This is a genomic window from Rahnella sp. NRRL B-41462 (assembly GCF_003263525.1).
Lineage (GTDB): Bacteria > Pseudomonadota > Gammaproteobacteria > Enterobacterales > Enterobacteriaceae > Rahnella > Rahnella aceris.
In genome coordinates, this window is the sequence record NZ_JYDF01000081.1 from 72,882 (window position 1) to 95,355 (window position 22,474).

The 22,474-nt window shown below is 51.8% G+C and carries 23 protein-coding genes; 17 read left to right on the forward strand and 6 right to left on the reverse strand.

What is annotated here, in order from left to right:
* The first annotated feature begins 60 nt into the window (after positions 1 to 60).
* From UC14_RS18625 to UC14_RS18640, 4 genes are all read left to right on the forward strand, one after another.
* Entirely contained in the window at positions 61 to 957 is an 897-nt protein-coding gene (locus UC14_RS18625) for an amino acid ABC transporter substrate-binding protein (RefSeq protein WP_013576485.1), read from the forward strand.
* A gap of 189 nt (positions 958 to 1,146) precedes the next feature.
* Positions 1,147 to 1,887: an amino acid ABC transporter permease gene (locus UC14_RS18630; RefSeq protein WP_013576486.1), complete on the forward strand. Its 741-nt coding sequence runs from the start codon at positions 1,147 to 1,149 to the stop codon at positions 1,885 to 1,887.
* 2 nt (positions 1,888 to 1,889) lie between these two features.
* A complete protein-coding gene (gene gltK / locus UC14_RS18635; RefSeq protein ID WP_013576487.1) occupies positions 1,890 to 2,567 on the forward strand; it encodes a glutamate/aspartate ABC transporter permease GltK in 678 nt (225 codons plus the stop codon).
* Positions 2,564 to 3,289, forward strand: a complete 726-nt coding sequence (locus UC14_RS18640) for an amino acid ABC transporter ATP-binding protein (RefSeq protein WP_013576488.1) — start codon at positions 2,564 to 2,566, stop codon at positions 3,287 to 3,289. Before gltK ends, UC14_RS18640 begins: the two co-directional genes overlap by 4 nt.
* A gap of 59 nt (positions 3,290 to 3,348) precedes the next feature.
* Here the strand turns inward: UC14_RS18640 and UC14_RS18645 are convergent, their stop codons facing one another.
* The gene (locus tag UC14_RS18645; RefSeq protein ID WP_013576489.1) at positions 3,349 to 3,849 is read right to left on the reverse strand and encodes a zinc ribbon-containing protein; all 501 of its coding nucleotides are present in this window, start codon (positions 3,847 to 3,849) and stop codon (positions 3,349 to 3,351) included.
* Between the two features lie 267 nt (positions 3,850 to 4,116).
* Here UC14_RS18645 and leuS point away from each other — a divergent pair, with 267 nt between their 5' ends.
* From leuS to lipA, 13 genes are all read left to right on the forward strand, one after another.
* The gene (gene leuS, locus UC14_RS18650; protein WP_112198171.1) at positions 4,117 to 6,801 is read left to right on the forward strand and encodes a leucine--tRNA ligase; all 2,685 of its coding nucleotides are present in this window, start codon (positions 4,117 to 4,119) and stop codon (positions 6,799 to 6,801) included.
* A 14-nt stretch (positions 6,802 to 6,815) separates the two neighbouring features.
* Entirely contained in the window at positions 6,816 to 7,448 is a 633-nt protein-coding gene (lptE, locus tag UC14_RS18655) for an LPS assembly lipoprotein LptE (RefSeq protein WP_037037035.1), read from the forward strand.
* Positions 7,445 to 8,485, forward strand: a complete 1,041-nt coding sequence (gene holA, locus UC14_RS18660) for a DNA polymerase III subunit delta (protein WP_013576492.1) — start codon at positions 7,445 to 7,447, stop codon at positions 8,483 to 8,485. Before lptE ends, holA begins: the two co-directional genes overlap by 4 nt.
* A 14-nt stretch (positions 8,486 to 8,499) precedes the next feature.
* Positions 8,500 to 9,177 carry a nicotinate-nucleotide adenylyltransferase gene (nadD, locus tag UC14_RS18665; protein WP_013576493.1) on the forward strand — a complete coding sequence of 226 codons (678 nt, stop codon included), beginning with the start codon at positions 8,500 to 8,502 and terminating at the stop codon, positions 9,175 to 9,177.
* A 206-nt stretch (positions 9,178 to 9,383) separates the two neighbouring features.
* Entirely contained in the window at positions 9,384 to 9,701 is a 318-nt protein-coding gene (gene rsfS / locus UC14_RS18670) for a ribosome silencing factor (protein ID WP_015698163.1), read from the forward strand.
* Between the two features lie 3 nt (positions 9,702 to 9,704).
* Positions 9,705 to 10,175, forward strand: coding sequence for a 23S rRNA (pseudouridine(1915)-N(3))-methyltransferase RlmH (gene rlmH, locus UC14_RS18675; RefSeq protein ID WP_013576495.1), 471 nt, complete (start codon positions 9,705 to 9,707; stop codon positions 10,173 to 10,175).
* Between the two features lie 38 nt (positions 10,176 to 10,213).
* Entirely contained in the window at positions 10,214 to 12,118 is a 1,905-nt protein-coding gene (gene mrdA / locus UC14_RS18680; RefSeq protein WP_013576496.1) for a peptidoglycan DD-transpeptidase MrdA, read from the forward strand.
* Between the two features lie 6 nt (positions 12,119 to 12,124).
* The gene (gene mrdB / locus UC14_RS18685; protein ID WP_013576497.1) at positions 12,125 to 13,237 is read left to right on the forward strand and encodes a peptidoglycan glycosyltransferase MrdB; all 1,113 of its coding nucleotides are present in this window, start codon (positions 12,125 to 12,127) and stop codon (positions 13,235 to 13,237) included.
* A gap of 9 nt (positions 13,238 to 13,246) precedes the next feature.
* Entirely contained in the window at positions 13,247 to 14,398 is a 1,152-nt protein-coding gene (gene rlpA / locus UC14_RS18690) for an endolytic peptidoglycan transglycosylase RlpA (RefSeq protein WP_112198172.1), read from the forward strand.
* Between the two features lie 156 nt (positions 14,399 to 14,554).
* A complete protein-coding gene (gene dacA / locus UC14_RS18695; protein ID WP_013576499.1) occupies positions 14,555 to 15,763 on the forward strand; it encodes a D-alanyl-D-alanine carboxypeptidase DacA in 1,209 nt (402 codons plus the stop codon).
* 125 nt (positions 15,764 to 15,888) lie between these two features.
* Entirely contained in the window at positions 15,889 to 16,152 is a 264-nt protein-coding gene (gene ybeD, locus UC14_RS18700) for a DUF493 family protein YbeD (RefSeq protein ID WP_013576500.1), read from the forward strand.
* Between the two features lie 57 nt (positions 16,153 to 16,209).
* A complete protein-coding gene (gene lipB / locus UC14_RS18705) occupies positions 16,210 to 16,908 on the forward strand; it encodes a lipoyl(octanoyl) transferase LipB (RefSeq protein ID WP_037037026.1) in 699 nt (232 codons plus the stop codon).
* 371 nt (positions 16,909 to 17,279) lie between these two features.
* Positions 17,280 to 18,245, forward strand: coding sequence for a lipoyl synthase (lipA, locus tag UC14_RS18710; RefSeq protein WP_013576503.1), 966 nt, complete (start codon positions 17,280 to 17,282; stop codon positions 18,243 to 18,245).
* Between the two features lie 97 nt (positions 18,246 to 18,342).
* Here the strand turns inward: lipA and tatA are convergent, their stop codons facing one another.
* The 5 genes from tatA to UC14_RS18735 all read right to left on the reverse strand — a co-directional run bounded on the left by tatA (position 18,343) and on the right by UC14_RS18735 (position 22,441).
* Positions 18,343 to 18,549, reverse strand: a complete 207-nt coding sequence (gene tatA / locus UC14_RS18715; protein ID WP_112198173.1) for a Sec-independent protein translocase subunit TatA — start codon at positions 18,547 to 18,549, stop codon at positions 18,343 to 18,345.
* 215 nt (positions 18,550 to 18,764) lie between these two features.
* Entirely contained in the window at positions 18,765 to 19,562 is a 798-nt protein-coding gene (locus UC14_RS18720; protein ID WP_013576505.1) for an amino acid ABC transporter ATP-binding protein, read from the reverse strand.
* Positions 19,559 to 20,542 carry an amino acid ABC transporter permease gene (locus UC14_RS18725; protein ID WP_013576506.1) on the reverse strand — a complete coding sequence of 328 codons (984 nt, stop codon included), beginning with the start codon at positions 20,540 to 20,542 and terminating at the stop codon, positions 19,559 to 19,561. The genes UC14_RS18720 and UC14_RS18725 overlap by 4 nt, the downstream gene beginning before the upstream one ends.
* Positions 20,539 to 21,447, reverse strand: coding sequence for an ABC transporter substrate-binding protein (locus tag UC14_RS18730; protein WP_013576507.1), 909 nt, complete (start codon positions 21,445 to 21,447; stop codon positions 20,539 to 20,541). Before UC14_RS18730 ends, UC14_RS18725 begins: the two co-directional genes overlap by 4 nt.
* A 199-nt stretch (positions 21,448 to 21,646) precedes the next feature.
* Positions 21,647 to 22,441, reverse strand: coding sequence for a deaminated glutathione amidase (locus UC14_RS18735; protein WP_112198174.1), 795 nt, complete (start codon positions 22,439 to 22,441; stop codon positions 21,647 to 21,649).
* Positions 22,442 to 22,474: the final 33 nt, after the last annotated feature.

Here is a 22,474-nt window from a genome sequence, read left to right on the forward strand (position 1 = left end):
GAGGCATTAGTACTTTCTGATCCCTGAGTTTGGATCCCTAATGACAGCAAGGAGTTGGACATGCAATTGCGCAAATTGGCGTTATCAGTACTGTTGGCAAGCGTTACCGTGAGCAGCTTTGCTCACGCAGAAGAACTGACCGGCACCCTGAAAAAAATTAAAGACAATGGCGTTATCGTGGTGGGTCACCGTGAATCCTCAGTGCCATTCTCTTACTACAACAACGAACAAAAAGTTGTGGGTTATTCACAGGACTATTCTGACGCTATCGTTGACGCAGTGAAGAAAAAACTGAACCTGCCTGACCTGCAGGTCAAAATGATGCCAATCACTTCGCAGAACCGTATCCCGCTGCTGCAAAACGGCACCTACGATTTCGAATGTGGTTCAACCACCAACAACCTGGAACGTCAGCAACAAGCAGCCTTCTCTGACACCATCTTTGTGATCGGCACACGTCTGCTGGTGAAAAAAGGTTCAGAGATTAAAGATTTCACTGACCTTAAAGGCAAAACTGTTGTTGTAACCTCCGGTACGACTTCCGAAGTTCTGCTGAACAAGCTGAACGAAGAGAAAAAACTGGATCTGCGCATCATCAGTGCCAAAGACCACGGTGACTCCTTCCGTACGCTGGAAACTGGCCGCGCAGTGGCCTTCATGATGGATGACGCCTTGCTGGCCGGTGAACGTGCGAAAGCCAAGAAACCAGACAACTGGGAAATTGTCGGTACGCCGCAATCCAAAGAAGCTTATGGCTGCATGATGCGTAAAGACGATGCTGAGTTTAAAAAACTGGTTGATGACACCATCGTGCAGGCACAAACCTCCGGTGAAGCAGGCAAATGGTTTGAAACCTGGTTCAAAAAACCGATTCCTCCGAAAAACCTGAATATGAACTTTGAGCTGTCCGATGACATGAAAGCTCTGTTCAAAGCGCCAAACGATAAGGCGCTGTAAGTCATACCAAATGGACGGGTATAACCAAGAGAAGAGTGAAAAGTGACTAAAATACAAGGTTGGACCACCAACCTGTGATGATACAGATGCGGGGTGGTCGTTCCCCACCCCGCATTCTTTCCCATTCACTTTAGGCGGATTGCGTCATCACTCAGATGGGTAAGCCTTTACCCGCTTTACGGAGTTTTTATGTCAATAGATTGGAACTGGGGCATTTTTCTGCAACAAGCCCCCTTCGGTAACACCACTTATCTGGGTTGGATTTGGAATGGATTTCAGGTCACTGTCGCACTGTCAATTTGCGCATGGATAATCGCCTTCCTCATCGGTTCTCTGTTCGGTATTTTGCGTACCGTCCCCAACCGCATCCTTTCGGGTATTGGTACCTGTTACGTCGAATTATTCCGTAACGTGCCATTAATCGTGCAATTCTTCATTTGGTATCTGGTGGTCCCTGAACTGCTGCCTGAAAATATCGGCATGTGGTTTAAATCCGAACTGGCGCCTGACGTACAGTTCTTCACTTCCTCGGTAATTTGCCTCGGGTTGTTCACCGCCGCCCGTGTATGCGAACAGGTGCGTGCAGCCATCCAGTCCCTGCCAAGCGGACAACGCAATGCCGGACTGGCGATGGGCCTTACGCTGCCGCAAACTTACCGCTATGTGCTGTTGCCCAATGCTTACCGCGTGATCGTGCCGCCAATGACCTCTGAGATGGTTAATCTGGTGAAAAACTCCGCCATTGCCTCGACCATTGGTCTGGTTGATATGGCCGCACAAGCCGGTAAGCTGCTGGATTACTCCGCGCATGCGTATGAATCATTCACTGCAATCACCGTTGCTTATGTCCTTATCAATGCCGTCATCATGCTGCTGATGCATTTCGTAGAACGTAAAGTCCGCCTGCCGGGCAACATGGGAGGGAAATAAGCATGCATGAATTCGACTGGAGTTCTATTGGTCCCGGCCTGCCCTATCTGTGGCAAGGCATGGTCATTACGCTGAAGATAACGTCGCTGGCGATTGTAGTCGGTATTTTGTGGGGCACCCTGCTGGCGGTCATGCGCCTGTCAACGTTCAAGCCGATCAGCTGGTTTGCCTCGGCTTACGTCAACCTTTTCCGCGCGGTTCCGCTGGTCATGGTGCTGTTGTGGTTCTATCTGATTGTGCCGGGCTTTCTGCAAAAAGTGCTCGGACTGTCACCTAAAACCGATATCCGCCTGATTTCTGCGATGGTCGCGTTTGCGTTATTTGAAGCGGCGTATTACTCGGAGATTATCCGCGCAGGGATTATCAGCATCGCACGCGGTCAGTCTTCTGCAGCGCTGGCGCTGGGTATGACACAGTGGCAGTCGATGAAGCTGGTTATCCTGCCGCAGGCTTTCCGCGCGATGGTGCCGTTACTGCTGACGCAGGCTATCGTTTTGTTCCAGGATACTTCGCTGGTGTATGTTCTGGGCCTCGCAGACTTCTTCCGCAGCGCATCTAATATTGGTGACCGTGACGGTACGCTGGTTGAGATGGTGCTGTTTGCAGGACTTATTTACTTTGTTATCAGCCTTTGTGCTTCCTTGCTGGTGCGTTATTTGAAGAAAAGGACCGTTTCATGATTTCACTGAAGAATGTTTCTAAATGGTACGGGCACTTTCAGGTGCTTACCGATTGCAGCACCGAAGTTAAAAAAGGTGAAGTTGTGGTGGTTTGCGGGCCTTCAGGCTCAGGGAAATCGACGCTGATCAAAACCGTTAACGGACTCGAACCAGTTCAGAAAGGTGAGATCCTGGTCAACGGGACGCCGGTCAATGACAAGAAGACCAATCTGGCGCAACTGCGTGCAAAAGTGGGCATGGTTTTCCAGCATTTCGAACTGTTCCCGCACCTTTCCATCATCGATAACCTGACACTGGCGCAAGTCAAAGTTTTAAAACGTGATAAAGCGGCAGCGAAAGACAAAGGCCTGAAATTACTGGATCGTGTCGGTTTGTCCGCGCACGCCAATAAATTCCCCGGCCAGCTTTCCGGTGGTCAGCAACAGCGTGTGGCGATTGCCCGTGCATTGTGTATGGATCCGATCGCGATGTTGTTTGACGAACCGACGTCCGCTCTTGATCCGGAAATGATCAACGAAGTGCTCGACGTTATGGTTGAGCTGGCAAACGAAGGTATGACAATGATGGTGGTGACACACGAAATGGGCTTCGCCCGTAAAGTGGCCAACCGCGTGATTTTCATGGATGAAGGCAAGATTGTAGAAGATCGCAATAAAGACGATTTCTTCAATAATCCGGAATCCGATCGCGCCCGGGATTTCCTGGCGAAGATCCTGCACTGACCGGCACTGAAAAAAAGAAAGCACACCTGCCCCATCTCTCCGGGGCAGGTGTCTGACGCTTAAGGTTCAAACGGACGACGCGTAAACTCAGTGTTACCACATTTCGGGCATTTACTCAGAATTTCCGGCGTATACACCGCTAAGTGAAAATGACAGTTTTCACACACCAGATTGCCCAGACCGACGACTTCTCCGCTGTGATAAATCCCGTGATGGCTGACATCTTTAAAAACCTCTTTCCATTCCAGCTGGGTTTTATCGGTCATATCGGCCAGCTCTTTCCACAAGCTTTCTTTAATGACCCGCATGAACACACTGTCCGTGCCGTCATCTTCTTCTGCCACGGCTTGCTGGTTTTCTTCATAGTTGCGGGCAAATTCGTGCAAATCGCGGCGTACCGCCGACGTTAACTGTTCAATCTGGATTTCCGTCAGCTTGCCCTCTTCCTGCAGTCTGACGCGGGCATCCTGTACCAGCGCGCTGATATCACGTTCACCGTGTTTTAACCGCTCGGTCAGTGATGTCACCAACTGACGGTAAGATTGCGTAATATTGCTCATATTTCCTCTCCTTGAACTGTCATAACCATTTTCACGGCGGGAACGCACTGCCTTTATTTTAGTCGTAAATCCCTGATCCGTTGCGCAGATTATCTCGCGCTGACTCGCAGATTATGAATATTGCGCCAGAAGCGGACAGAAATTCCCTTTAGCCTTCGCTGGGTGTTGTTGCTCCAACCGCTTATCAGCTATGCTATGCGGATCTTTTGATTAAAACTTTTTGAGCTACAGGCGTAGCTGTTTTCACTCACAGGACCACCGGCCGCCATGCAAGAGCAATACCGTCCAGAAGACATCGAGTCACACGTTCAGCTTCACTGGCAAGAGAAGCAAACCTTCAAAGTTACCGAACAGCCTGGCAAGGAGAAATATTATTGCCTCTCCATGTTGCCTTATCCATCAGGCCGTCTCCACATGGGACACGTGCGCAACTACACCATCGGTGACGTGATTTCCCGTTACCAGCGCATGCTCGGTAAAAACGTTCTGCAGCCGATTGGCTGGGATGCGTTTGGCCTGCCAGCGGAAGGAGCAGCGGTTAAAAACAACACCGCACCTGCGCCGTGGACTTACGAAAACATCGAATACATGAAGAACCAGCTTAAATTGCTGGGCTTCGGCTATGACTGGGATCGTGAAATCGCGACCTGTAAGCCTGATTATTATCGCTGGGAACAATGGTTCTTCACCAAGCTGTACGAAAAAGGTCTGGTTTATAAGAAGACCTCCGCAGTGAACTGGTGTCCGCATGACCTGACCGTTCTGGCGAATGAACAGGTTATCGACGGCTGCTGCTGGCGTTGCGATACCAAAGTAGAACGCAAAGAAATTCCTCAGTGGTTTATCAAAATCACCGATTACGCCGATCAGCTGCTTAACGATCTGGACACGCTGGAAAGCTGGCCAGAGCAGGTGAAAACCATGCAGCGCAACTGGATTGGCCGTTCCGAAGGCGTGGAAATCACCTTTGATGTGGCTGACAGCGATGAAAAAGTCACGGTGTACACCACCCGTCCTGATACGTTTATGGGCGCGACCTACGTCGCTGTGGCTGCCGGTCATCCTCTGGCACAGTTGGGCGCACAGAATAATCCTGCGCTGAACGATTTCATCGACGAATGCCGTAACACCAAAGTTGCCGAAGCAGAAATGGCGACGATGGAAAAGAAAGGCATGGCAACCGGTCTGTTTGCCATTCACCCGCTGTCCGGTGAAAAGCTGCCAGTCTGGGTCGCTAACTTCGTTCTGATGGAGTACGGCACCGGCGCGGTAATGGCCGTTCCAGCTCACGACCAGCGTGACTGGGAGTTCGCCACCAAATATGACCTCCCTATTAAGCGCGTGATTAAGTCACTTGTTGAAGAAGCATATGAAGAAGCCATATTTAAAGGCACAACAAGTCATGTAGATCCAATACCATTAGCCGTTAGTGATCCATCGGAGCTCATGAGTTTAGAAAATGACTTATATAATGAGCGTAGTGAACCATATTTGGAAAAAGATGGAATATCTTATAATTCTGGTAAGTATGACGGCTTAAGATATCAGGAAGCTTGGAACGCTATAGCAGATGACCTTGTCATTAAAGGCGTAGGTCAGCGCAAAGTGAACTATCGCCTGCGCGACTGGGGGGTTTCCCGTCAACGTTACTGGGGCGCACCAATTCCGATGATCACGTTGGAAGACGGCACCGTTATTCCTGCGCCTGAAGATCAACTGCCGGTTGTTTTGCCGGAAGATGTGGTCATGGACGGTATCACCAGCCCGATTAAAGCGGATCCTGAGTGGGCGAAAACTACCGTCAACGGTATGCCGGGTCTGCGTGAAACCGACACCTTTGACACCTTCATGGAATCTTCCTGGTATTACGCGCGTTATACCTGCCCGCAATACGACGAAGGTATGCTGGATCCTGCGGCCGCCAACTACTGGTTGCCAGTCGATCAGTATGTCGGTGGTATTGAACACGCCATCATGCACCTGATGTATTTCCGCTTCTTCCACAAACTGATGCGTGATGCAGGTTTGGTGGATTCTGACGAACCGGCCAAGCGCCTGTTGTGTCAGGGTATGGTTCTGGCTGACGCGTTCTACTACACCGGTAACAGCGGCGAACGTATCTGGGTTTCCCCGGCGGATGCCATTGTTGAACGTGATGAAAAAGGTCGCATCACCAAAGCCACTGACCCGCAAGGCCACGAACTGGTTTACGCGGGCATGAGCAAGATGTCCAAGTCTAAAAACAACGGCATCGACCCGCAGGTGATGGTCGATAAATACGGTGCAGATACCGTGCGTCTGTTTATGATGTTCGCTTCTCCGGCAGAAATGACGCTGGAATGGCAAGAGTCCGGCGTTGAAGGGGCAAACCGCTTCCTGAAACGTGTCTGGAAACTGGCCTTCGAGCACACAGAAAAAGGTCGTGTTGCCGCTCTGGATGTGGCTTCTCTCAATGAAGCACAGAAAGATCTGCGTCGTGACTTGCATAAAACCATCGCCAAAGTGACCGATGATATCGGCCGTCGTCAGACCTTCAACACCGCTATCGCGGCAATCATGGAACTGATGAACAAGCTGGGTCGTGCACCTCAGGATAGCGAACAGGACCGTGCGCTGCTGCAGGAATCCTTGCTGGCGGTTGTCCGTATGCTTTATCCATTCACTCCGCACGTCTGCTTCAGCCTCTGGCAGTCGCTGCAAGGAGAAGGCGACGTGGATACCGCGCCATGGCCACAAGCTGATGAGCAGGCAATGGTTGAAGATTCCAAGCTGGTCGTTGTACAGGTGAACGGTAAAGTGCGTGCTAAAATCACCGTAGCCGCTGATGCTACCGAGCAACAAGTGCGCGATCGTGCGGCAGAAGAACATTTGGTCGCAAAATATCTGGATGGGGTTACGGTTCGCAAAGTAATCTACGTCCCGGGCAAACTGCTTAACCTGGTTGTAGGTTGAGTCAAGGAGGATCTGTGCGACATCCCATAATGACATTGCTGCTCACCGCAGCAGTGCTGGTTACAGCAGGTTGTGGATTCCATTTACGTGGGAAAACCAATGTTCCTGACGAACTGAAAACAATCGTTTTGGACAGTGGGGATCCATATGGTCCGTTGACTCGTAATATCAGGACCCAGTTGCGTCTAAGTAATGTGACCATTGTTGATGATCCGACCAAAGAACAGCGTAAGGATATCCCGTCGCTGCGCATTGGGGCTGAGTCAGTGGGTCAGACTACCGCATCAATCTTCCAGGACGGTAAGACTGCGGAATATCAGATGGAAATGAACATTAATGCGACGGTTCTGATGCCTGGCAAGGATTTGTATCCTATCCATGTAAAAGTGTTCCGTTCCTTCTTTGACAACCCGTTAACGGCGCTGGCCAAAGATAACGAACAGGACATCATTATCGAGGAAATGCGCCAGCAGGCTGCGCAGCAACTGATCCGTAAGTTGCTGACCGTCCATGCTTCAGAATTGCAGAAAGCAGAGGATGTCGGCGGGCGTCAGGTAGAAGTCATTTCTACCGGTTCATCAGCCACGACGTCGTCTGATGCCTCTGCGGCATCTTCCACGGCACCGGCCACCCCTTCCGCACAATGATCCGAGTTTATCCGGAACAACTTGCCGCGCAGCTCCGTGAGGGGCTGCGCGCTTGTTATGTGTTATGTGGAAACGACCCTTTGCTTTTGCAGGAAAGCCAGGACAGCATACGTCACGCTGCCCAGCAGGCTGACTTCCAGGAGCACTACACCTACATTCTTGACGCCCATACCGAATGGGAGTCCATCTTCAGCATCTGTCAGGCCCTGAGCCTGTTTGCCAGCCGGCAGACCCTGATGCTTATTCTGCCCGAAAATGGCCCGACGGCGCCGATGGCAGAACAATTACTCAAACTGACCACCCTGCTCCACGACGATATTCTGCTGCTGTTGCGCGGTACAAAACTGACTAAAGCGCAGGAAAACAGCGCCTGGTTTAAAGCGTTAAGTGACAAAGGTGTTTTCGTCAGTTGTCAGACGCCCGAACAGGCACAACTTCCCCGCTGGGTGACCCGTCGCGCCAAAGAACTTTCACTTGAACTCGATGAACCGGCTAATCAGCTTTTGTGCTACTGCTATGAAGGAAATTTGCTGGCGCTGGCGCAGTCGCTGGAGCGTCTTTCCCTGCTCTATCCGGATGGCAAACTCACGCTACCGCGCGTCGAAGAGGCCGTCAACGATGCGGCACATTTCACACCTTATCACTGGCTGGATGCGTTACTGGCCGGGAAAAGTAAGCGAGCCTGGCATATTTTGCGTCAGTTGCAACAGGAAGACAGCGAGCCGGTTATTTTACTGCGAACCGTACAGCGTGAGCTGCTGATGCTGCTCAATCTGAAACGGAAAATGGACACGACGCCGATCAGGACCCTGTTTGATCAACAAAAAGTCTGGCAAAACCGCCGGGCGCTGGTGACTCAGGCACTGCAACGCCTGTCTCTTGCCCAGCTGTCTCAGGCCGTTCGCTTACTGACCCAGATGGAAATCACACTAAAACAGGATTACGGTCAGTCAGTCTGGGCCGAGCTTGAAAGCCTGTCTATGCTACTCTGTGGGAAATCCTTACCCACCGGATTGACGGAGTTGGGTTCGTATTGAAGCAGGACACCGTTATGCCGCGCCGCGCCGCACATTCTTCTGCAACCGCTGAAAAGCTGCTGGCTTTTTTTGGCGGTACGTTTGACCCGATCCATTATGGTCATCTGAAACCCGTTGCAGCGCTGGCAGCGCAGGCCGGGTTTGATCAGGTGATCCTGCTGCCCAACAACGTTCCTCCCCACCGGCCACAACCCGAAGCCACGCCGCAGCAACGTCTGCATATGGCGAAGCTGGCTGTGGCGGATAACGCGCTGTTTTCAGTCGACCCCCGCGAGCTGGCTGTTGATACGCCCTCCTACACGATTGAGACACTTGCAACGTTACGTAAAGAACATGGCGACAAATGCCCGCTGGCGTTTATCATTGGCCAGGATTCGTTACTGACGCTGCATAAGTGGCACCGCTGGGAATCGTTACTGGATTTCTGTCATATCGTGGTGATGGCGCGTCCGGGTTATCAGGAACAACTTGATACACCGGAACTGCAGAAATGGTATGACGCCCATCGGGTGAATGATGCCAATGCGCTTAAGCAAAAACCGGCCGGATTCATTTATCAGGCCAATACCCCATTGCTGGATATTTCAGCGACTGAAATCCGTGAACGCCGTCATGCGGGTCTTGATTGCTCAGATTTACTGCCTTCCGCCGTTGAGCGTTATATAGAATCACAGGGCTTGTACCGCGAGTAGCTAACGCGTGCTATACTGCGCCGCTTAATTTCGGCTCTCGATAACGCTGCGTAATCAACCAATACAATGTATTGATTGTTAAACGTTTTAAGCTGTTTTCCAGACAACCGCTATGTTTATCCTTCATGAGATTGATCATTGCTTCGGTGCCACACCGGCGGACATCTCGTGAGGTCAATTGTTTCAAACATCCCCAGGGGGAACCTTTGCAAGGTAAAGCGCTCCAAGATTTTGTTGTCGATAAAGTCGATGACCTGAAAGCACAAGACATCATCGCCATTGATGTTAAAGGTAAATCCAGTATTACTGACTGCATGATTATCTGTACCGGCACGTCAAGCCGCCATGTCATGTCCATCGCCGGGCATCTGGTTGAAGAAATTAAAGCCGTTGGCCTTGATGCCATGGGTGTGAAAGGCATTAATGAAGCTGACTGGGTGGTTGTCGATCTGGGCGAAGTGATCGTGCACGTTATGCAGGAAGAAAGCCGTCAGTTGTATGAGCTTGAGAAACTCTGGGGCTGATGCGTGAAGCTGCAACTTGTCGCCGTCGGCACCAAAATGCCTGACTGGGTGCAAACCGGTTTTAACGATTATCTGCACCGTTTCCCTAAAGATATGCCGTTTGAACTGACAGAGGTTCCGGCCGGGAAACGTGGGAAGAACGCAGACATCAAGCGCATTCTTGAAAAAGAAGGCGAGCAGATGCTGGCCGCTGTCGGTAAAGGGAATCGCATCGTGACGCTGGATATTCCAGGGACACCATGGGAAACCCCGCAACTGGCGCAACAACTGGAACGCTGGAAGCAGGACGGACGCAATGTCAGCCTGTTGATCGGCGGTCCGGAAGGGCTGGCACCGGCCTGTAAAGCAGCAGCGGAACAGAGCTGGTCGCTCTCTCCGTTGACGCTTCCTCACCCGCTGGTGCGGGTTCTGGTGGCGGAAAGTCTTTATCGCGCCTGGAGTATTACCACTAATCATCCATATCACCGCGAATAACGGGTGGTGAATGTCAGCAACATGAATTAAGTAGTGGGATGAAAATAGATCGTAACCCTTTTCGCGACTATACGGCTGAATCAGCCCTCTTTGTGCGCCGTGCACTGGTGGCGTTTATCGGCATTCTGCTACTTAGCGGCGTTTTAGCTTTTAATCTTTATAATCTGCAAATTGTCCGTTTTCAGGATTACCAAACCCGTTCTAACGATAACCGTATCAAGCTGGTGCCGATCGCGCCCAGCCGCGGCATTATCTATGACCGCAACGGTACGCCGCTGGCGCTGAACCGCACGATCTATCAGCTTGAACTGGTGCCGGAAAAAGTGGACGATTTGCAGGCCACGCTTGAAGGCCTCAAACCGATAGTTGACCTCACGCAGGAAGATATCGATAACTTCAAAAAAGAGCGCCAGCGTTCGCGACGCTTTACGTCTATTGCCGTCAAAACGGCCCTGACTGAAGTTCAGGTTGCGCGTTTCTCCGTCAACCAGTTCCACTTCCCCGGCGTTGAAGTCAAAGGCTATCAGCGTCGCTACTATCCGTATGGTTCAGCGCTGACGCACGTTATCGGCTATGTATCGAAAATCAATGACCGTGACGTTGAACGCCTCGATAAAGATGGCATTCTGGCCAACTATGCCGCCACGCACGACATTGGTAAGCTCGGCATTGAGCGCTATTACGAAGACACGCTTCACGGTAAAACCGGCTATGAAGAAGTTGAAGTGAACAACCGTGGCCGCGTTATCCGCCAGCTACACGAAGAACCGCCGCAGGCGGGCAAAGATATTTACCTGACGATCGACTTGCCATTACAGCAATATATTGAAGTCTTGCTGACCGGCAGCCGCGCCGCTGTGGTGGTTACCGATCCGCGCGATGGCGCCATCCGTGCACTGGTGTCTAACCCGAGTTATGACCCGAACCTGTTTGTGGATGGCATCTCAAGTAAAGATTACAACACGCTGCTTAACGACCCCAATAAGCCGCTGATCAACCGGACAACGCAGGGGGTTTATCCGCCAGCGTCTACTGTGAAACCGTATATTTCAGTTTCTGCGCTGACAACGGGTGTTATCAATAAAAACACCTCCCTGTTTGATCCAGGCTGGTGGCAGTTACCGGGTTCAGACAAGCGTTACCGCGACTGGAAACACTGGGGGCATGGTCGCCTGAATGTGACGAAAGCCCTTGAGGAATCGGCTGATACCTTCTTCTATCAGGTTGCTTATGATATGGGGATTGACCGTCTTTCCGAGTGGATGGGCAAATTTGGTTACGGCCAGTACAGCGGTATCGATTTATCAGAAGAACGTAGCGGGAATATGCCAAACCGCGACTGGAAATTTAAACGCTTCAAAAAACCCTGGTATCAGGGCGACACCATTCCGGTGGGTATCGGTCAGGGCTACTGGACCGCAACTCCAATCCAAATCATGAAAGCCATGACCACGCTGATTAATGACGGCAATGTCAAAACGCCACATTTGTTGCTGAGCACCAAAGTTGATGGCCAGCAGGTGCCGTACAAACAACAGGAAACGACCCAGATTGGCGATATTCATTCCGGCTATTGGGAAATTGCCAAAGACGGTATGTATGGCGTAGCAAACCGTCCGAACGGTACGGCCCGCAAGTACTTTGCTGACGCGCCTTATAAAGCCGCCGCAAAATCCGGGACAGCACAAGTTTACGGTTTGAAAGCCAATGAAATCTATAATGCGCATAAAATCGCTGAGCATCTGCGTGACCACAAGCTGATGACCTCTTTTGCACCCTATGACAAACCGACCGTGGCCGTTGCCGTGGTTCTGGAGAATGGCGGTGCGGGTCCGGCAGTGGGGACAATTTCACGCCAGATACTCGACCACATTTTACTGGGCGACAACACGACACAATTACCGGCTGACGCGCCAGCGCCACCGGGAACCGAAGGTGATTAACCGTCAATGACTGAGAACCAACAAAAAAGATCATTGTGGTCGAAAATGCATATCGACCTGACGATGTTGCTGATCGTGCTCGCGCTGCTGACCTACAGTGCGTTCGTGATGTGGAGCGCCAGTGGTCAGGACATGGGCATGATGGAACGTAAAATCGGCCAGATCCTGATGGGTCTGGTGATTATGCTGGTCATGGCACAAATCCCGCCGCGCGTTTACGAAAGCTGGGCACCTTATCTCTACATCTTCTGCGTTTTCCTGCTGGTGCTGGTGGATGCCTTCGGCAGTATCAGTAAAGGTGCACAGCGCTGGCTGGATCTGGGGATCATTAAATTCCAGCCGTCAGAACTGGCGAAAATCGCCGTGCCTCTGATGGTCGCGCGCTTTATCAATCGCGACGTTTGCCCGCCTTCACTTAAAAATACCGCGATTGCCCTGGCATTAATCTTCATCCCTACCCTGCTGGTCGCGGCACAGCCCGATCTGGGCACCTCGATTCTGATTGCCGCATCCGGTTTATTCGTGCTGTTCCTTTCGGGCATGAGCTGGAAACTGATTGCCGTCGCCGCCCTGCTGGTTGCCGCATTTATCCCGATCCTGTGGTTCTTCCTGATGCACGACTATCAGCGCGACCGCGTCATGATGTTGCTTGATCCTGAAAGCGATCCGCTGGGTGCGGGCTATCATATTATTCAGTCTAAAATTGCCATCGGCTCTGGCGGTTTTTCCGGCAAAGGCTGGTTGCATGGCACGCAGTCTCAGCTGGAATTCCTGCCCGAGCGACATACCGACTTTATCTTCGCTGTACTCGCCGAAGAACTGGGGTTGATTGGTGTTCTGGTGCTGCTTGGGCTGTACTTATGCCTGATCATGCGCGGTCTGGTGATCGCCGCCCATGCACAGACTACTTTTGGCCGCGTGATGTCCGGCGGACTGATGCTGATTCTGTTCGTTTATGTGTTTGTTAACATCGGCATGGTCAGTGGTATTGTCCCGGTAGTTGGGGTACCTTTGCCTCTGGTCAGCTATGGCGGGTCAGCACTCATCGTGCTAATGGCAGGGTTTGGTATCGTTATGTCGATACATACTCATCGAAAAATGTTGTCGAAAAACTTATAGAGGTGAGCAATGCGTAAGGAGTGGCTTGGAGCTGTCATTATCGGTTTGCTGTTAAGTGGTTGTGCCACTGAAGATACACAGCAACAACAACCGGCACCGCAGCAAGCCTACAATGGCCCTGTGGTAGAAATCGGCGGGGCTGATCCGCGTTACGAACCTTATAATCAGGGCACGATGCAGGATTATACCGTTAACGGTAAAACCTATAAGATCATCAAAGACCCGTCCAACTTTTCGCAGGTAGGACAAGCGGCCTGGTACAGTCAGGAGAATGGAGGCAACACTACCGCGCTCGGTGAAGAATTCGACCCGACAGCCATGACCGCTGCGCATCCGACATTGCCGATCCCAAGCTATGTCCGCGTCACCAACATGGCGACAGGACGCATGCTGGTCGTGCGTGTTAACGATCGTGGCCCTTATGTGCCGGGCAAAATTATCGATTTGTCTCAGGCTGCGGCAGACCGTCTGAACCTGACCAACAGCACCAAAGTACGCATTGATTTTATCAACGTTGCGCCTGACGGCACGCTCTCCGGCCCGGGGACTATTGGTACGACCGTCGCCAAACAATCTTATGCATTACCGTCTCGTCCAAGTTTAGGCGCCAGCAACATGGGGACGCCGACGCTGACAGCAGAGCCGACGAATACGTCAGATGTACGCCCGATCAGTAACAGCACCCTGAGTAATCCTAATGCTGCGCCATTAACGAATGACGAAGATAACAACGGCACCGTAGCCTCTGCGCCAGCAGCGACCACGATGTCCGGTAACAGCGGCGGCGGCGGGTTTCTGAGCGCGCCAACACCTCTGCGTCAGGGTGTGTTAGAAGGCAGCGAACCGGTAACAGCACCGGTTGCTGTCGCCAGTGCCGCGCCGGTAGCAGCAGCTGCGGCCTCCGCAGCGCCTGCGCATACCACTGCCATTCCTTCCTCGGGATTTATGGTACAGGTTGGCGCACTGAGTAATCCTCAGAACGCGCAACTGTGGCAAAAAAGCCTCAGCCAGCGCTTCTCTGTACCCGGTAAAGTACAGGCGAATGGCAGCACCTATCGCGTGCAGCTTGGTCCGTTCAGCACCCGCCAGCAGGCCGAACAGCTGAAACAGCGACTGGCCAGCGAAGCTCAGCAGCAGTCTTTCGTCACTGCTGGCATGTAATCTCAAAATACGGGGCATCGGCCCCGTTCTTATAAGTCCCCTGTCTTATAAGTAAAAGTCAGTAAGCGCCGGTAATCGAAGATGTCTGACTTATGACTCTTCTGCTATAGTGGCGCACGTTTATCACTTACTCCCACGGATGTTGTTGTCCCGATCATGAAACTTGTAAATACTTCACGTTTAGTCAAAAGCCTCGCATTTGGCACCGTAATCACTCTGAGTGCAGCGTCCGCCTATGCCGACGATGTTAATTTAAAAACAATGATCCCTGGCGTTCCGCAGATTGATGCTGAAGCCTATATCCTGATCGACTACAACTCCGGCAAAGTTCTGGCAGAAATGAATGCCGATGCGCGCCGCGACCCAGCCAGCCTGACTAAAATGATGACCAGTTATGTTATCGGTCAGTCCATCAAAGCCGGCAAAATCTCTCCGACCGACATCGTTACCGTGGGTCCGGACGCCTGGGCAACCGGCAATCCGGTGTTCAAGGGCTCTTCCCTGATGTTCCTCAAACCCGGCGACCGTGTACCGGTTTCTGAACTCAACCGCGGGATCATTCTGCAATCCGGTAACGACGCCTGTGTGGCAATGGCCGACCATGTGGCCGGAAGTCAGGATGCTTTCGTTGCCATCATGAACAATTACGTGAACTCGCTGGGTCTGAAAAATACCCATTTCGGCACCGTTCATGGTCTTGATGCCGCTGGCCAGTACAGCTCAGCCCGCGATATGGCGCTGATTGGTCAGGCGCTGATCCGTGATGTACCGGAAGAATATGCCACCTACAAAGAGAAAGAATTCACCTTCAACAATATCCGCCAGATGAACCGTAACGGTTTGTTGTGGGATAACAGCCTGAATGTTGACGGCATTAAAACCGGTCATACTGATTCAGCGGGCTATAACCTGGTAGCTTCTGCGACAGAAGGCCAGATGCGCCTGATCTCTGCCGTCATGGGTGGTCACACCTACAAAGGCCGTGAAGTTGAAAGTAAAAAGTTACTGACCTGGGGCTTCCGTTTCTTCGAAACCGTTTCTCCGCTGAAAGCCGGTAAAGAGTTCGCGTCAGAACCTGTCTGGTTCGGTGATACCGACCGCGTCGCACTGGGCGTTGAGAAAGATGCTTACCTGACGATCCCGCGTGGTCGTATGAAAGATCTGAAAGCCAGCTACGTGCTGAACACACCGGAACTGCATGCGCCCTTGCAGAAAAATCAGGTGGTTGGGTCGATCAATTTCCAGCTTGATGGCAAAACCATTGATGAGCGCCCTCTGGTGGTCATGAACGAAGTGAAAGAAGGCGGCTTCTTCGGTCGCATCGTGGATTACATCAAACTGATGTTCCACCACTGGTTTGGCTAAGTTGCCCGCTTGAAAAAGTTTGCAACAATCCCCATATAACCGGTATAGATTATAGCTCCCGCTACGGCGGGAGTTATACTTTCAGAGACAACACTTAATACGCTGTACAACACGCTGGAGTGCACATGAAAACCAAACTGAACGAACTGCTCGAATTCCCTTGTCCCTTTACCTACAAAGTAATGGGCCTGGCACAACCCGAGCTGGTAGACCAGGTTGTGGAAGTCGTGCAACGCCATGCGCCTGGCGATTACAATCCTCAGGTAAAACCGAGCAGTAAAGGGAATTACCACTCCGTTTCGATTACGATCACTGCGACTCACATCGACCAGGTCGAAACCCTGTACGATGAACTGGGCAATATCGAAATTGTCCGCATGGTGCTGTAAGCCCTTTCTGACCGATCCGCGCGGGAGTCACACTGTCGCGCGTTTTCCCCCTCTTCAATGACGATAACTGCCGTGCAATCACAAAATCCGCAAGAACGTATCGTACTGCGCCAGCTTGGTCTTCAGCCCTATGAACCGGTTTCTCTGGCCATGCACCATTTTACTGAGCACCGAAATGCCGACTCGCTTGATGAAATCTGGCTGGTTCAGCATCACCGTGTCTTTACGCAGGGTCAGGCAGGCAAAGCTGAACATGTTCTGATGCCCGGTGATATTCCGGTTATCCAGAGCGATCGCGGCGGTCAGGTGACGTATCACGGTCCCGGTCAGCAGGTAATGTACGTGATGGTGGATTTAAAACGAAAAAAACTCGGTGTCCGTCAACTGGTGACGGCAATTGAGCAAACGGTGGTGGATACGCTGGCACACTTCTCTATCGACGCTTATCCGCGTGCGGACGCGCCGGGCGTGTATGTCGATGGCAAAAAGATTTGTTCGCTTGGTTTGCGCATCCGCAAAGGTTGTTCGTTACACGGCCTGGCATTAAATATTGATATGGATCTGGAGCCTTTCCACCGCATCAACCCCTGTGGTTATGCTGGCCTTGAAATGACGCAGGCTAGCCTCGAAAAACCGGGGCTGACGGTCGATCAGGTGATGCCGGTTCTGGTGAAATCCTTCAACCATCGCCTTGATTATCAGCAGGTTGATTATCTGCCCTGGCAGATAGAACATTACGCCCCTTCTCCGCCGTGATTTTTGGGCAGAGCTGATACGGCTGTATTGATCTTTTCTCGCGTACCTCGTGTTTTTGTCATTTATCGGGAGCGCGAGAAAATATTTACACACCATTAACACCCCATCAGCCCCCTCAGCGAACCGCTAAAATAATCAGTATTTTCAAAATATTACATTCAATTAATGACTCCTTTTTTGATAACCCTTCCTGTTTAAGGTTAAAAAATTGCAGCATTTAGCACTTCCGGTCATGACGAAGGGCTGAACGAAGGGATGCTTCAATGATATAATTTCCGCATTATTTCTACTTTTTTTGATGAATCAGCCAGTTCATTGAATGTCCTGAAAAAACTCGGATAACGAGTGACAAACCTGGAAGCTGCAAGATTATGAGTAAACCGATTCAGATGGAACGCGGCGTCAAATACCGCGATGCAGATAAGATGGCGTTAATTCCGGTGAAAACCGTGGTCAGTGACCGGCAGGAAATGTTACGTAAGCCGGCATGGATGAAAATCAAACTGCCTGCCGACTCAACAAAAATTCAGGGCATTAAATCAGCACTGCGCAAGAATGGCCTGCATTCCGTTTGTGAAGAGGCGGCCTGCCCTAACCTTTCCGAGTGCTTCAACCACGGTACCGCAACGTTCATGATCCTCGGTGCCATTTGTACCCGTCGCTGCCCGTTCTGCGATGTGGCACATGGTCGTCCAACCGCACCTGATACCAACGAGCCGGAAAAACTGGCACAGACTATTTCTGATATGGGTCTGCGTTATGTCGTGATCACCTCGGTTGACCGGGATGACTTGCGCGACGGCGGTGCTCAGCATTTTGCGGATTGTATTACGGCTATCCGTGCAAAAAACCCGACCATCAAAATCGAAACGCTGGTACCAGATTTCCGTGGACGTATGGATCGTGCGCTGGAAATTCTTAACGCCAGCCCGCCGGACGTGTTTAACCACAATCTGGAAAACGTGCCGCGTGTTTACCGCCAGGTTCGTCCGGGTGCTAACTACGAGTGGTCCCTGACGCTGCTGCAACGTTTTAAAGAAGCGCATCCGGAAATTCCAACCAAATCAGGTCTGATGGTGGGTCTGGGCGAAACAAACGAAGAAATTATCGAAGTGATGCGCGATCTGCGTCGTCATGGCGTAACGATGCTGACACTCGGCCAGTACTTACAGCCAAGCCGTCACCATCTTCCGGTGCAGCGTTATGTGAGCCCTGAAGAGTTTGATCAGATGAAAGAAGCAGCGATGGAAATGGGCTTCACCCATGCAGCCTGCGGTCCGTTCGTGCGTTCTTCTTATCACGCCGACCTGCAAGCCAAGGGGTTAGAAGTTAAGTAATATCTCGTTACTTTTTCGCTTCAGAAAGACAAAAAGGTTGTTCGCAAGAACAACCTTTTTCGTTTGCTAAGAGGCCGGAGACTGACGTTCTGAAAACTCAGTCTTTGTGCTCAACACGTTGAGCTGGCTTTTCTTCTGCGGTTTTTTCAGCAGAAGCGGGAGTCGGATCATCGTTCATGGCTTTCTTAAAGCCACGCAGTGCCGCGCCCAGGTCACCGCCCAGAGAACGCAGTTTGCTGGTACCGAACAACAGAACGATCAGCACGCCGACCACCAACAATTTAGTAATACTTAAACCTTCCATACATACCTTCTTTACACTGAGTGCTGGAAAACAGCAGTGACAATTTGCCGTTATTAACGGCCATTCGCGACGTTAATACAACCCGAAAATGTAACAGAACGGATCCGCAACTGTGCGCATTGTGACCAGAGTGAGTTATTATGAGCGTGAACAGCACGCCCATAAAGGACTTCTGTCTTTATTTACAGCAAACCACCTGCAAACTTGATTTCGGATCAGATAAAGCGGCTCAGGAAAGCCTGTGTCCGCTGATGTTTCGGATTGACCAGAACATCATCCGCTGCCCCCTGCTCAACGACAACGCCGCGATCCATAAACACCACGCGATCTGCAGCCTCTTTCGCAAAACCGATTTCATGCGTCACCACAATCATCGTCAGCCCCTGCTTTGCCAGATCCCGCATGGTAGCCAGCACTTCGCCCACCAGTTCAGGGTCGAGTGCGGACGTTGGCTCATCGAACAACATCAGTTTAGGTTTCACCGCCAGCGCACGGGCGATAGCAACGCGCTGTTGCTGACCACCGGAAAGATGACGCGGGTAGGCATTCGCTTTATCACTCAGGCCGACTTTTTGCAGCAATTCACGCGCATATTTCTCCGCTTCATGACGGCTTTCTTTATGCACACCAACCGGCGCTTCAATGATGTTTTGCAATACGGTCATGTGCGGATAAAGATTGAATTGCTGGAATACCATGCCGATATCCCGGCGTTGCCGCGCAATCGCCCGTTCGGGCAGTTTATGCAGACGGTCTCCGCGCAGTTCATAACCGATTTGCTCGCCACCGACCATAATGGAACCGCGATCAATATCTTCCAGATGATTTATACAGCGCAAGAATGTCGATTTACCTGAACCCGACGGCCCGAGGATCACCACCACTTCGCTGGGTTTCACATCCAGATCAATCCCCTTCAGCACTTCGTTATCACCATAACTTTTATGCACATTACGGGCGACCACCAGTGATGCTTGTCCGGATGACTGTACGTCAGCGGGCAATTGACTCATAAGTCCTCCTTTTGGGCCATGCCCGGTGAATTGATGATCGGCGCGGTTTTTTCTTCCGCATTGCTCTGACGCCGTTTGGCATTTGGCAACGTCCGGCGTGTACCGCGGGAATAATAGCGTTCAATCGCAGACTGTCCGAGATTGAGCAATGACGTGATAAACAGATACCAGATCACCGCCACCATCAGCATAGGCACCACTTCAAAGGTCCGGTTGTAGACAGTTTGCACGGAATACAGCAAATCGCCCATCGCGATAACGCTGACCAGCGACGTCGCTTTAATCATGCTGATCAGCTGGTTACCGGTCGGCGGAATAATCGAACGCATGGCCTGCGGAATGATGATCCGGCGCAGCGCACGGCCACGACTCATGCCAAATGCCTGCGCGGTTTCCGCCTGACCGTTATCGACTGACAGCAAGCCTGCCCGAATGATTTCTGCCATATATGCCGCTTCATTCAGCGCCAGACCGGCAATGGCAGCAGTCAGCGGCGTGATCAGATCATTGGTATTCCAGCTCATGTACTCCGGGCCAAACGGGACGCCGAGTACCACGCGCGGGAACAGCGTCGACATGTTGTACCAGAACAATAACTGTACCAGCAGCGGCGTGCCGCGGAAGAACCAGATATACAGCCCTGCTAATCTTCTCAGCAACAGGCTGTCAGACAAACGGGCAATCGCCAGCATCAGCCCGATGAACACACCGAGCAGCATCGACACCACGGTAAGGCCGAGCGTGACGCCCAGACCTTTGATCACCGACCCTTCCGTGAACCACTGCGCCACCACATGCCATTCGAAGTTCGGGTTGTGCGAAACGGCCCAAACCACATCAGCGGCAATCAGCAACACCACTATCCAGGCAATCCAGCGGCCGTAGTTACGCGGTGCGTGGGAAAACTCAACGTTACGTCGCGGATCCTGCGTATAGTCGTCCTTGACTGCCGGCGTTGAACTATACGATTTATCCGTCATTTAGACTGCGCCTTTGCCAGGTTAATGCCCGGTGCTGAAATCATATTGCCTTCCAGCCCCCATTTTTTCATGATGATGGCGTACGTGCCGTTGTCGAACAGTTTCTGATAACCGGCGAGGATCGCGTCACGAACCGGTGAGTCTTTGGCGACGACCGTCCCCTGGAAGATATCGCCAAAGCCGTTGGATTTGCCGGTGCCGGTCAGTTCAAGCTGACCGTTGGCTTTTTCCACAAAATAGGTCAGCGGTGCCTGAGAAGAGAAGAACGCGTCGGAACGGTTAGAACGAACCGCCAGAATCGACGTAGGCTGATCGGCAAATGACTGTACAGTCACGGCCGGTTTGCCGTCTTTGACACACACATCAGACTGCTTACGGATAACCTGTTCAGCCGATCCCCCCGCCATCACGGCAATGCGTTTACCGCAGGTATCATCAAGGGAATTGATGTTTTCCGGGTTACCTTTGCGCACCCCGAAGACGACATATTCTTTGACGAAATCGATGAAATCATTTTTCGCCTGACGATCGGGATAATCGCCGATCGGGCCGATGCCCATCTGGTAGCGTCCTGCGGCCATGCCGCTGAGGATGCCGGATAAGCCGCTCACGGAAGCATGCTCTATTTTTACACCCATGACTTGTGCCAGCGCATGCGCCAGATCCGCACTCGCGCCATCCAGACCGTTGGCGCTGGTCACGATTTCATACGGAGGGAAAGAGCCGTTATTCACAGAGGTCATCACACCTGACTTCTGAATATCCGCAGGTAATTTTGCGTGGATCGCCGGATCCATCGTCTGAGTCGGGATTGTCACGTTTTCAGCAGCAAAGGCATTTATGGAAGATACGGAAAGTAATGCAGCGGTCAGTACAGCAATCTGACGAAGTTGTTTTGCCATCATTCTCTTGTTTCCTCTGTGTAAAAAGTCGGTCTGTGAGTTTATGAATGTTGTGGTTTTATAGTGATTACCTTCCGTGGCAACTTTCCGGGTTTTTCTTTTTATGGCTGTTTATCTATAGAAAAAACAAACGCATCCCCTGGTGAGGGCGCGGTACTGCATGAGCGCTGAGGCAGCCGTTGAGGACCGGCCGCGCACAGACTCAGTCGTTACGCAGTTGCGGTAAACCAAAACGACGGTTTGCCAGCACCGGTAACACTTTTCTGGCATGCGCCAGACGATCTTTATCCAGGTCGGCAAACACCAGTGCCGGGGCCTCGGCTGCGCGGGCAATAGCCACACCCAGCGGATCAACCACCATACTGTTGCCGATATTGCGCTCGCCACATTCACCCACGGCCACCATATAGGTGGTGTTTTCCAGTGCGCGTGCCGTGACCAGCACTTCCCAATGCATTTCTTTCAGCGGACCTTTCACCCACGCGGCAGGCAGCACCAGTACATCGGCACCGTCGAGCACCAAACGCCGCGCCAGTTCCGGGAAACGCACGTCATAACAGGTCATCAGGCCGACGTTAAACCCGGCGACATTCACCAGCGGCGGTATTTCGTCACCCGCCGTGACATTTTTTGATTCCTGAGAGGAGAACGCATCATAAAGATGCAACTTTTGATATTCAGAAATAATCTCGCCATTACGGATTGAAATCAGCACGTTATATGCACGGCCATCCGGTGCAGGCGTATGCACGCTCATCATGGTGGTCATCTGATTGCCACGACTGGCCGCCAGCAACTGACTGACAAACGGGCCATCCAGAGGTTGTGCTGCTTTTAAAACCAAATCCGGATCGGTAATGTCACGCGCCAGAATGCCTTCCGGCAGCACCAGCAAATCCACGCCCGCTTCGACAGATTTCGCCATCAGCGAAAGACAGGTTTCGACGTTGGCTTCCCATTCACGGGAAACAGCAAACTGACCTAATGCAACTTTCATTTTTGACTCCCCCCGTCGCTTATTTGTGAAAGC

Coding starts and splice junctions, on each gene's coding strand:
- UC14_RS18625 (WP_013576485.1), top strand. CDS start 61: ATGCAATTGCGCAAATTGGCGTTATCAGTACTGTTGGCAAGCGTTACC.
- UC14_RS18630 (WP_013576486.1), top strand. CDS start 1,147: ATGTCAATAGATTGGAACTGGGGCATTTTTCTGCAACAAGCCCCCTTC.
- gltK (WP_013576487.1), top strand. CDS start 1,890: ATGCATGAATTCGACTGGAGTTCTATTGGTCCCGGCCTGCCCTATCTG.
- UC14_RS18640 (WP_013576488.1), top strand. CDS start 2,564: ATGATTTCACTGAAGAATGTTTCTAAATGGTACGGGCACTTTCAGGTG.
- UC14_RS18645 (WP_013576489.1), bottom strand. CDS start 3,849: ATGAGCAATATTACGCAATCTTACCGTCAGTTGGTGACATCACTGACC.
- leuS (WP_112198171.1), top strand. CDS start 4,117: ATGCAAGAGCAATACCGTCCAGAAGACATCGAGTCACACGTTCAGCTT.
- holA (WP_013576492.1), top strand. CDS start 7,445: ATGATCCGAGTTTATCCGGAACAACTTGCCGCGCAGCTCCGTGAGGGG.
- nadD (WP_013576493.1), top strand. CDS start 8,500: ATGCCGCGCCGCGCCGCACATTCTTCTGCAACCGCTGAAAAGCTGCTG.
- mrdA (WP_013576496.1), top strand. CDS start 10,214: ATGAAAATAGATCGTAACCCTTTTCGCGACTATACGGCTGAATCAGCC.
- mrdB (WP_013576497.1), top strand. CDS start 12,125: ATGACTGAGAACCAACAAAAAAGATCATTGTGGTCGAAAATGCATATC.
- rlpA (WP_112198172.1), top strand. CDS start 13,247: ATGCGTAAGGAGTGGCTTGGAGCTGTCATTATCGGTTTGCTGTTAAGT.
- dacA (WP_013576499.1), top strand. CDS start 14,555: ATGAAACTTGTAAATACTTCACGTTTAGTCAAAAGCCTCGCATTTGGC.
- ybeD (WP_013576500.1), top strand. CDS start 15,889: ATGAAAACCAAACTGAACGAACTGCTCGAATTCCCTTGTCCCTTTACC.
- lipB (WP_037037026.1), top strand. CDS start 16,210: ATGACGATAACTGCCGTGCAATCACAAAATCCGCAAGAACGTATCGTA.
- lipA (WP_013576503.1), top strand. CDS start 17,280: ATGAGTAAACCGATTCAGATGGAACGCGGCGTCAAATACCGCGATGCA.
- tatA (WP_112198173.1), bottom strand. CDS start 18,549: ATGGAAGGTTTAAGTATTACTAAATTGTTGGTGGTCGGCGTGCTGATC.
- UC14_RS18720 (WP_013576505.1), bottom strand. CDS start 19,562: ATGAGTCAATTGCCCGCTGACGTACAGTCATCCGGACAAGCATCACTG.
- UC14_RS18725 (WP_013576506.1), bottom strand. CDS start 20,542: ATGACGGATAAATCGTATAGTTCAACGCCGGCAGTCAAGGACGACTAT.
- UC14_RS18730 (WP_013576507.1), bottom strand. CDS start 21,447: ATGATGGCAAAACAACTTCGTCAGATTGCTGTACTGACCGCTGCATTA.
- UC14_RS18735 (WP_112198174.1), bottom strand. CDS start 22,441: ATGAAAGTTGCATTAGGTCAGTTTGCTGTTTCCCGTGAATGGGAAGCC.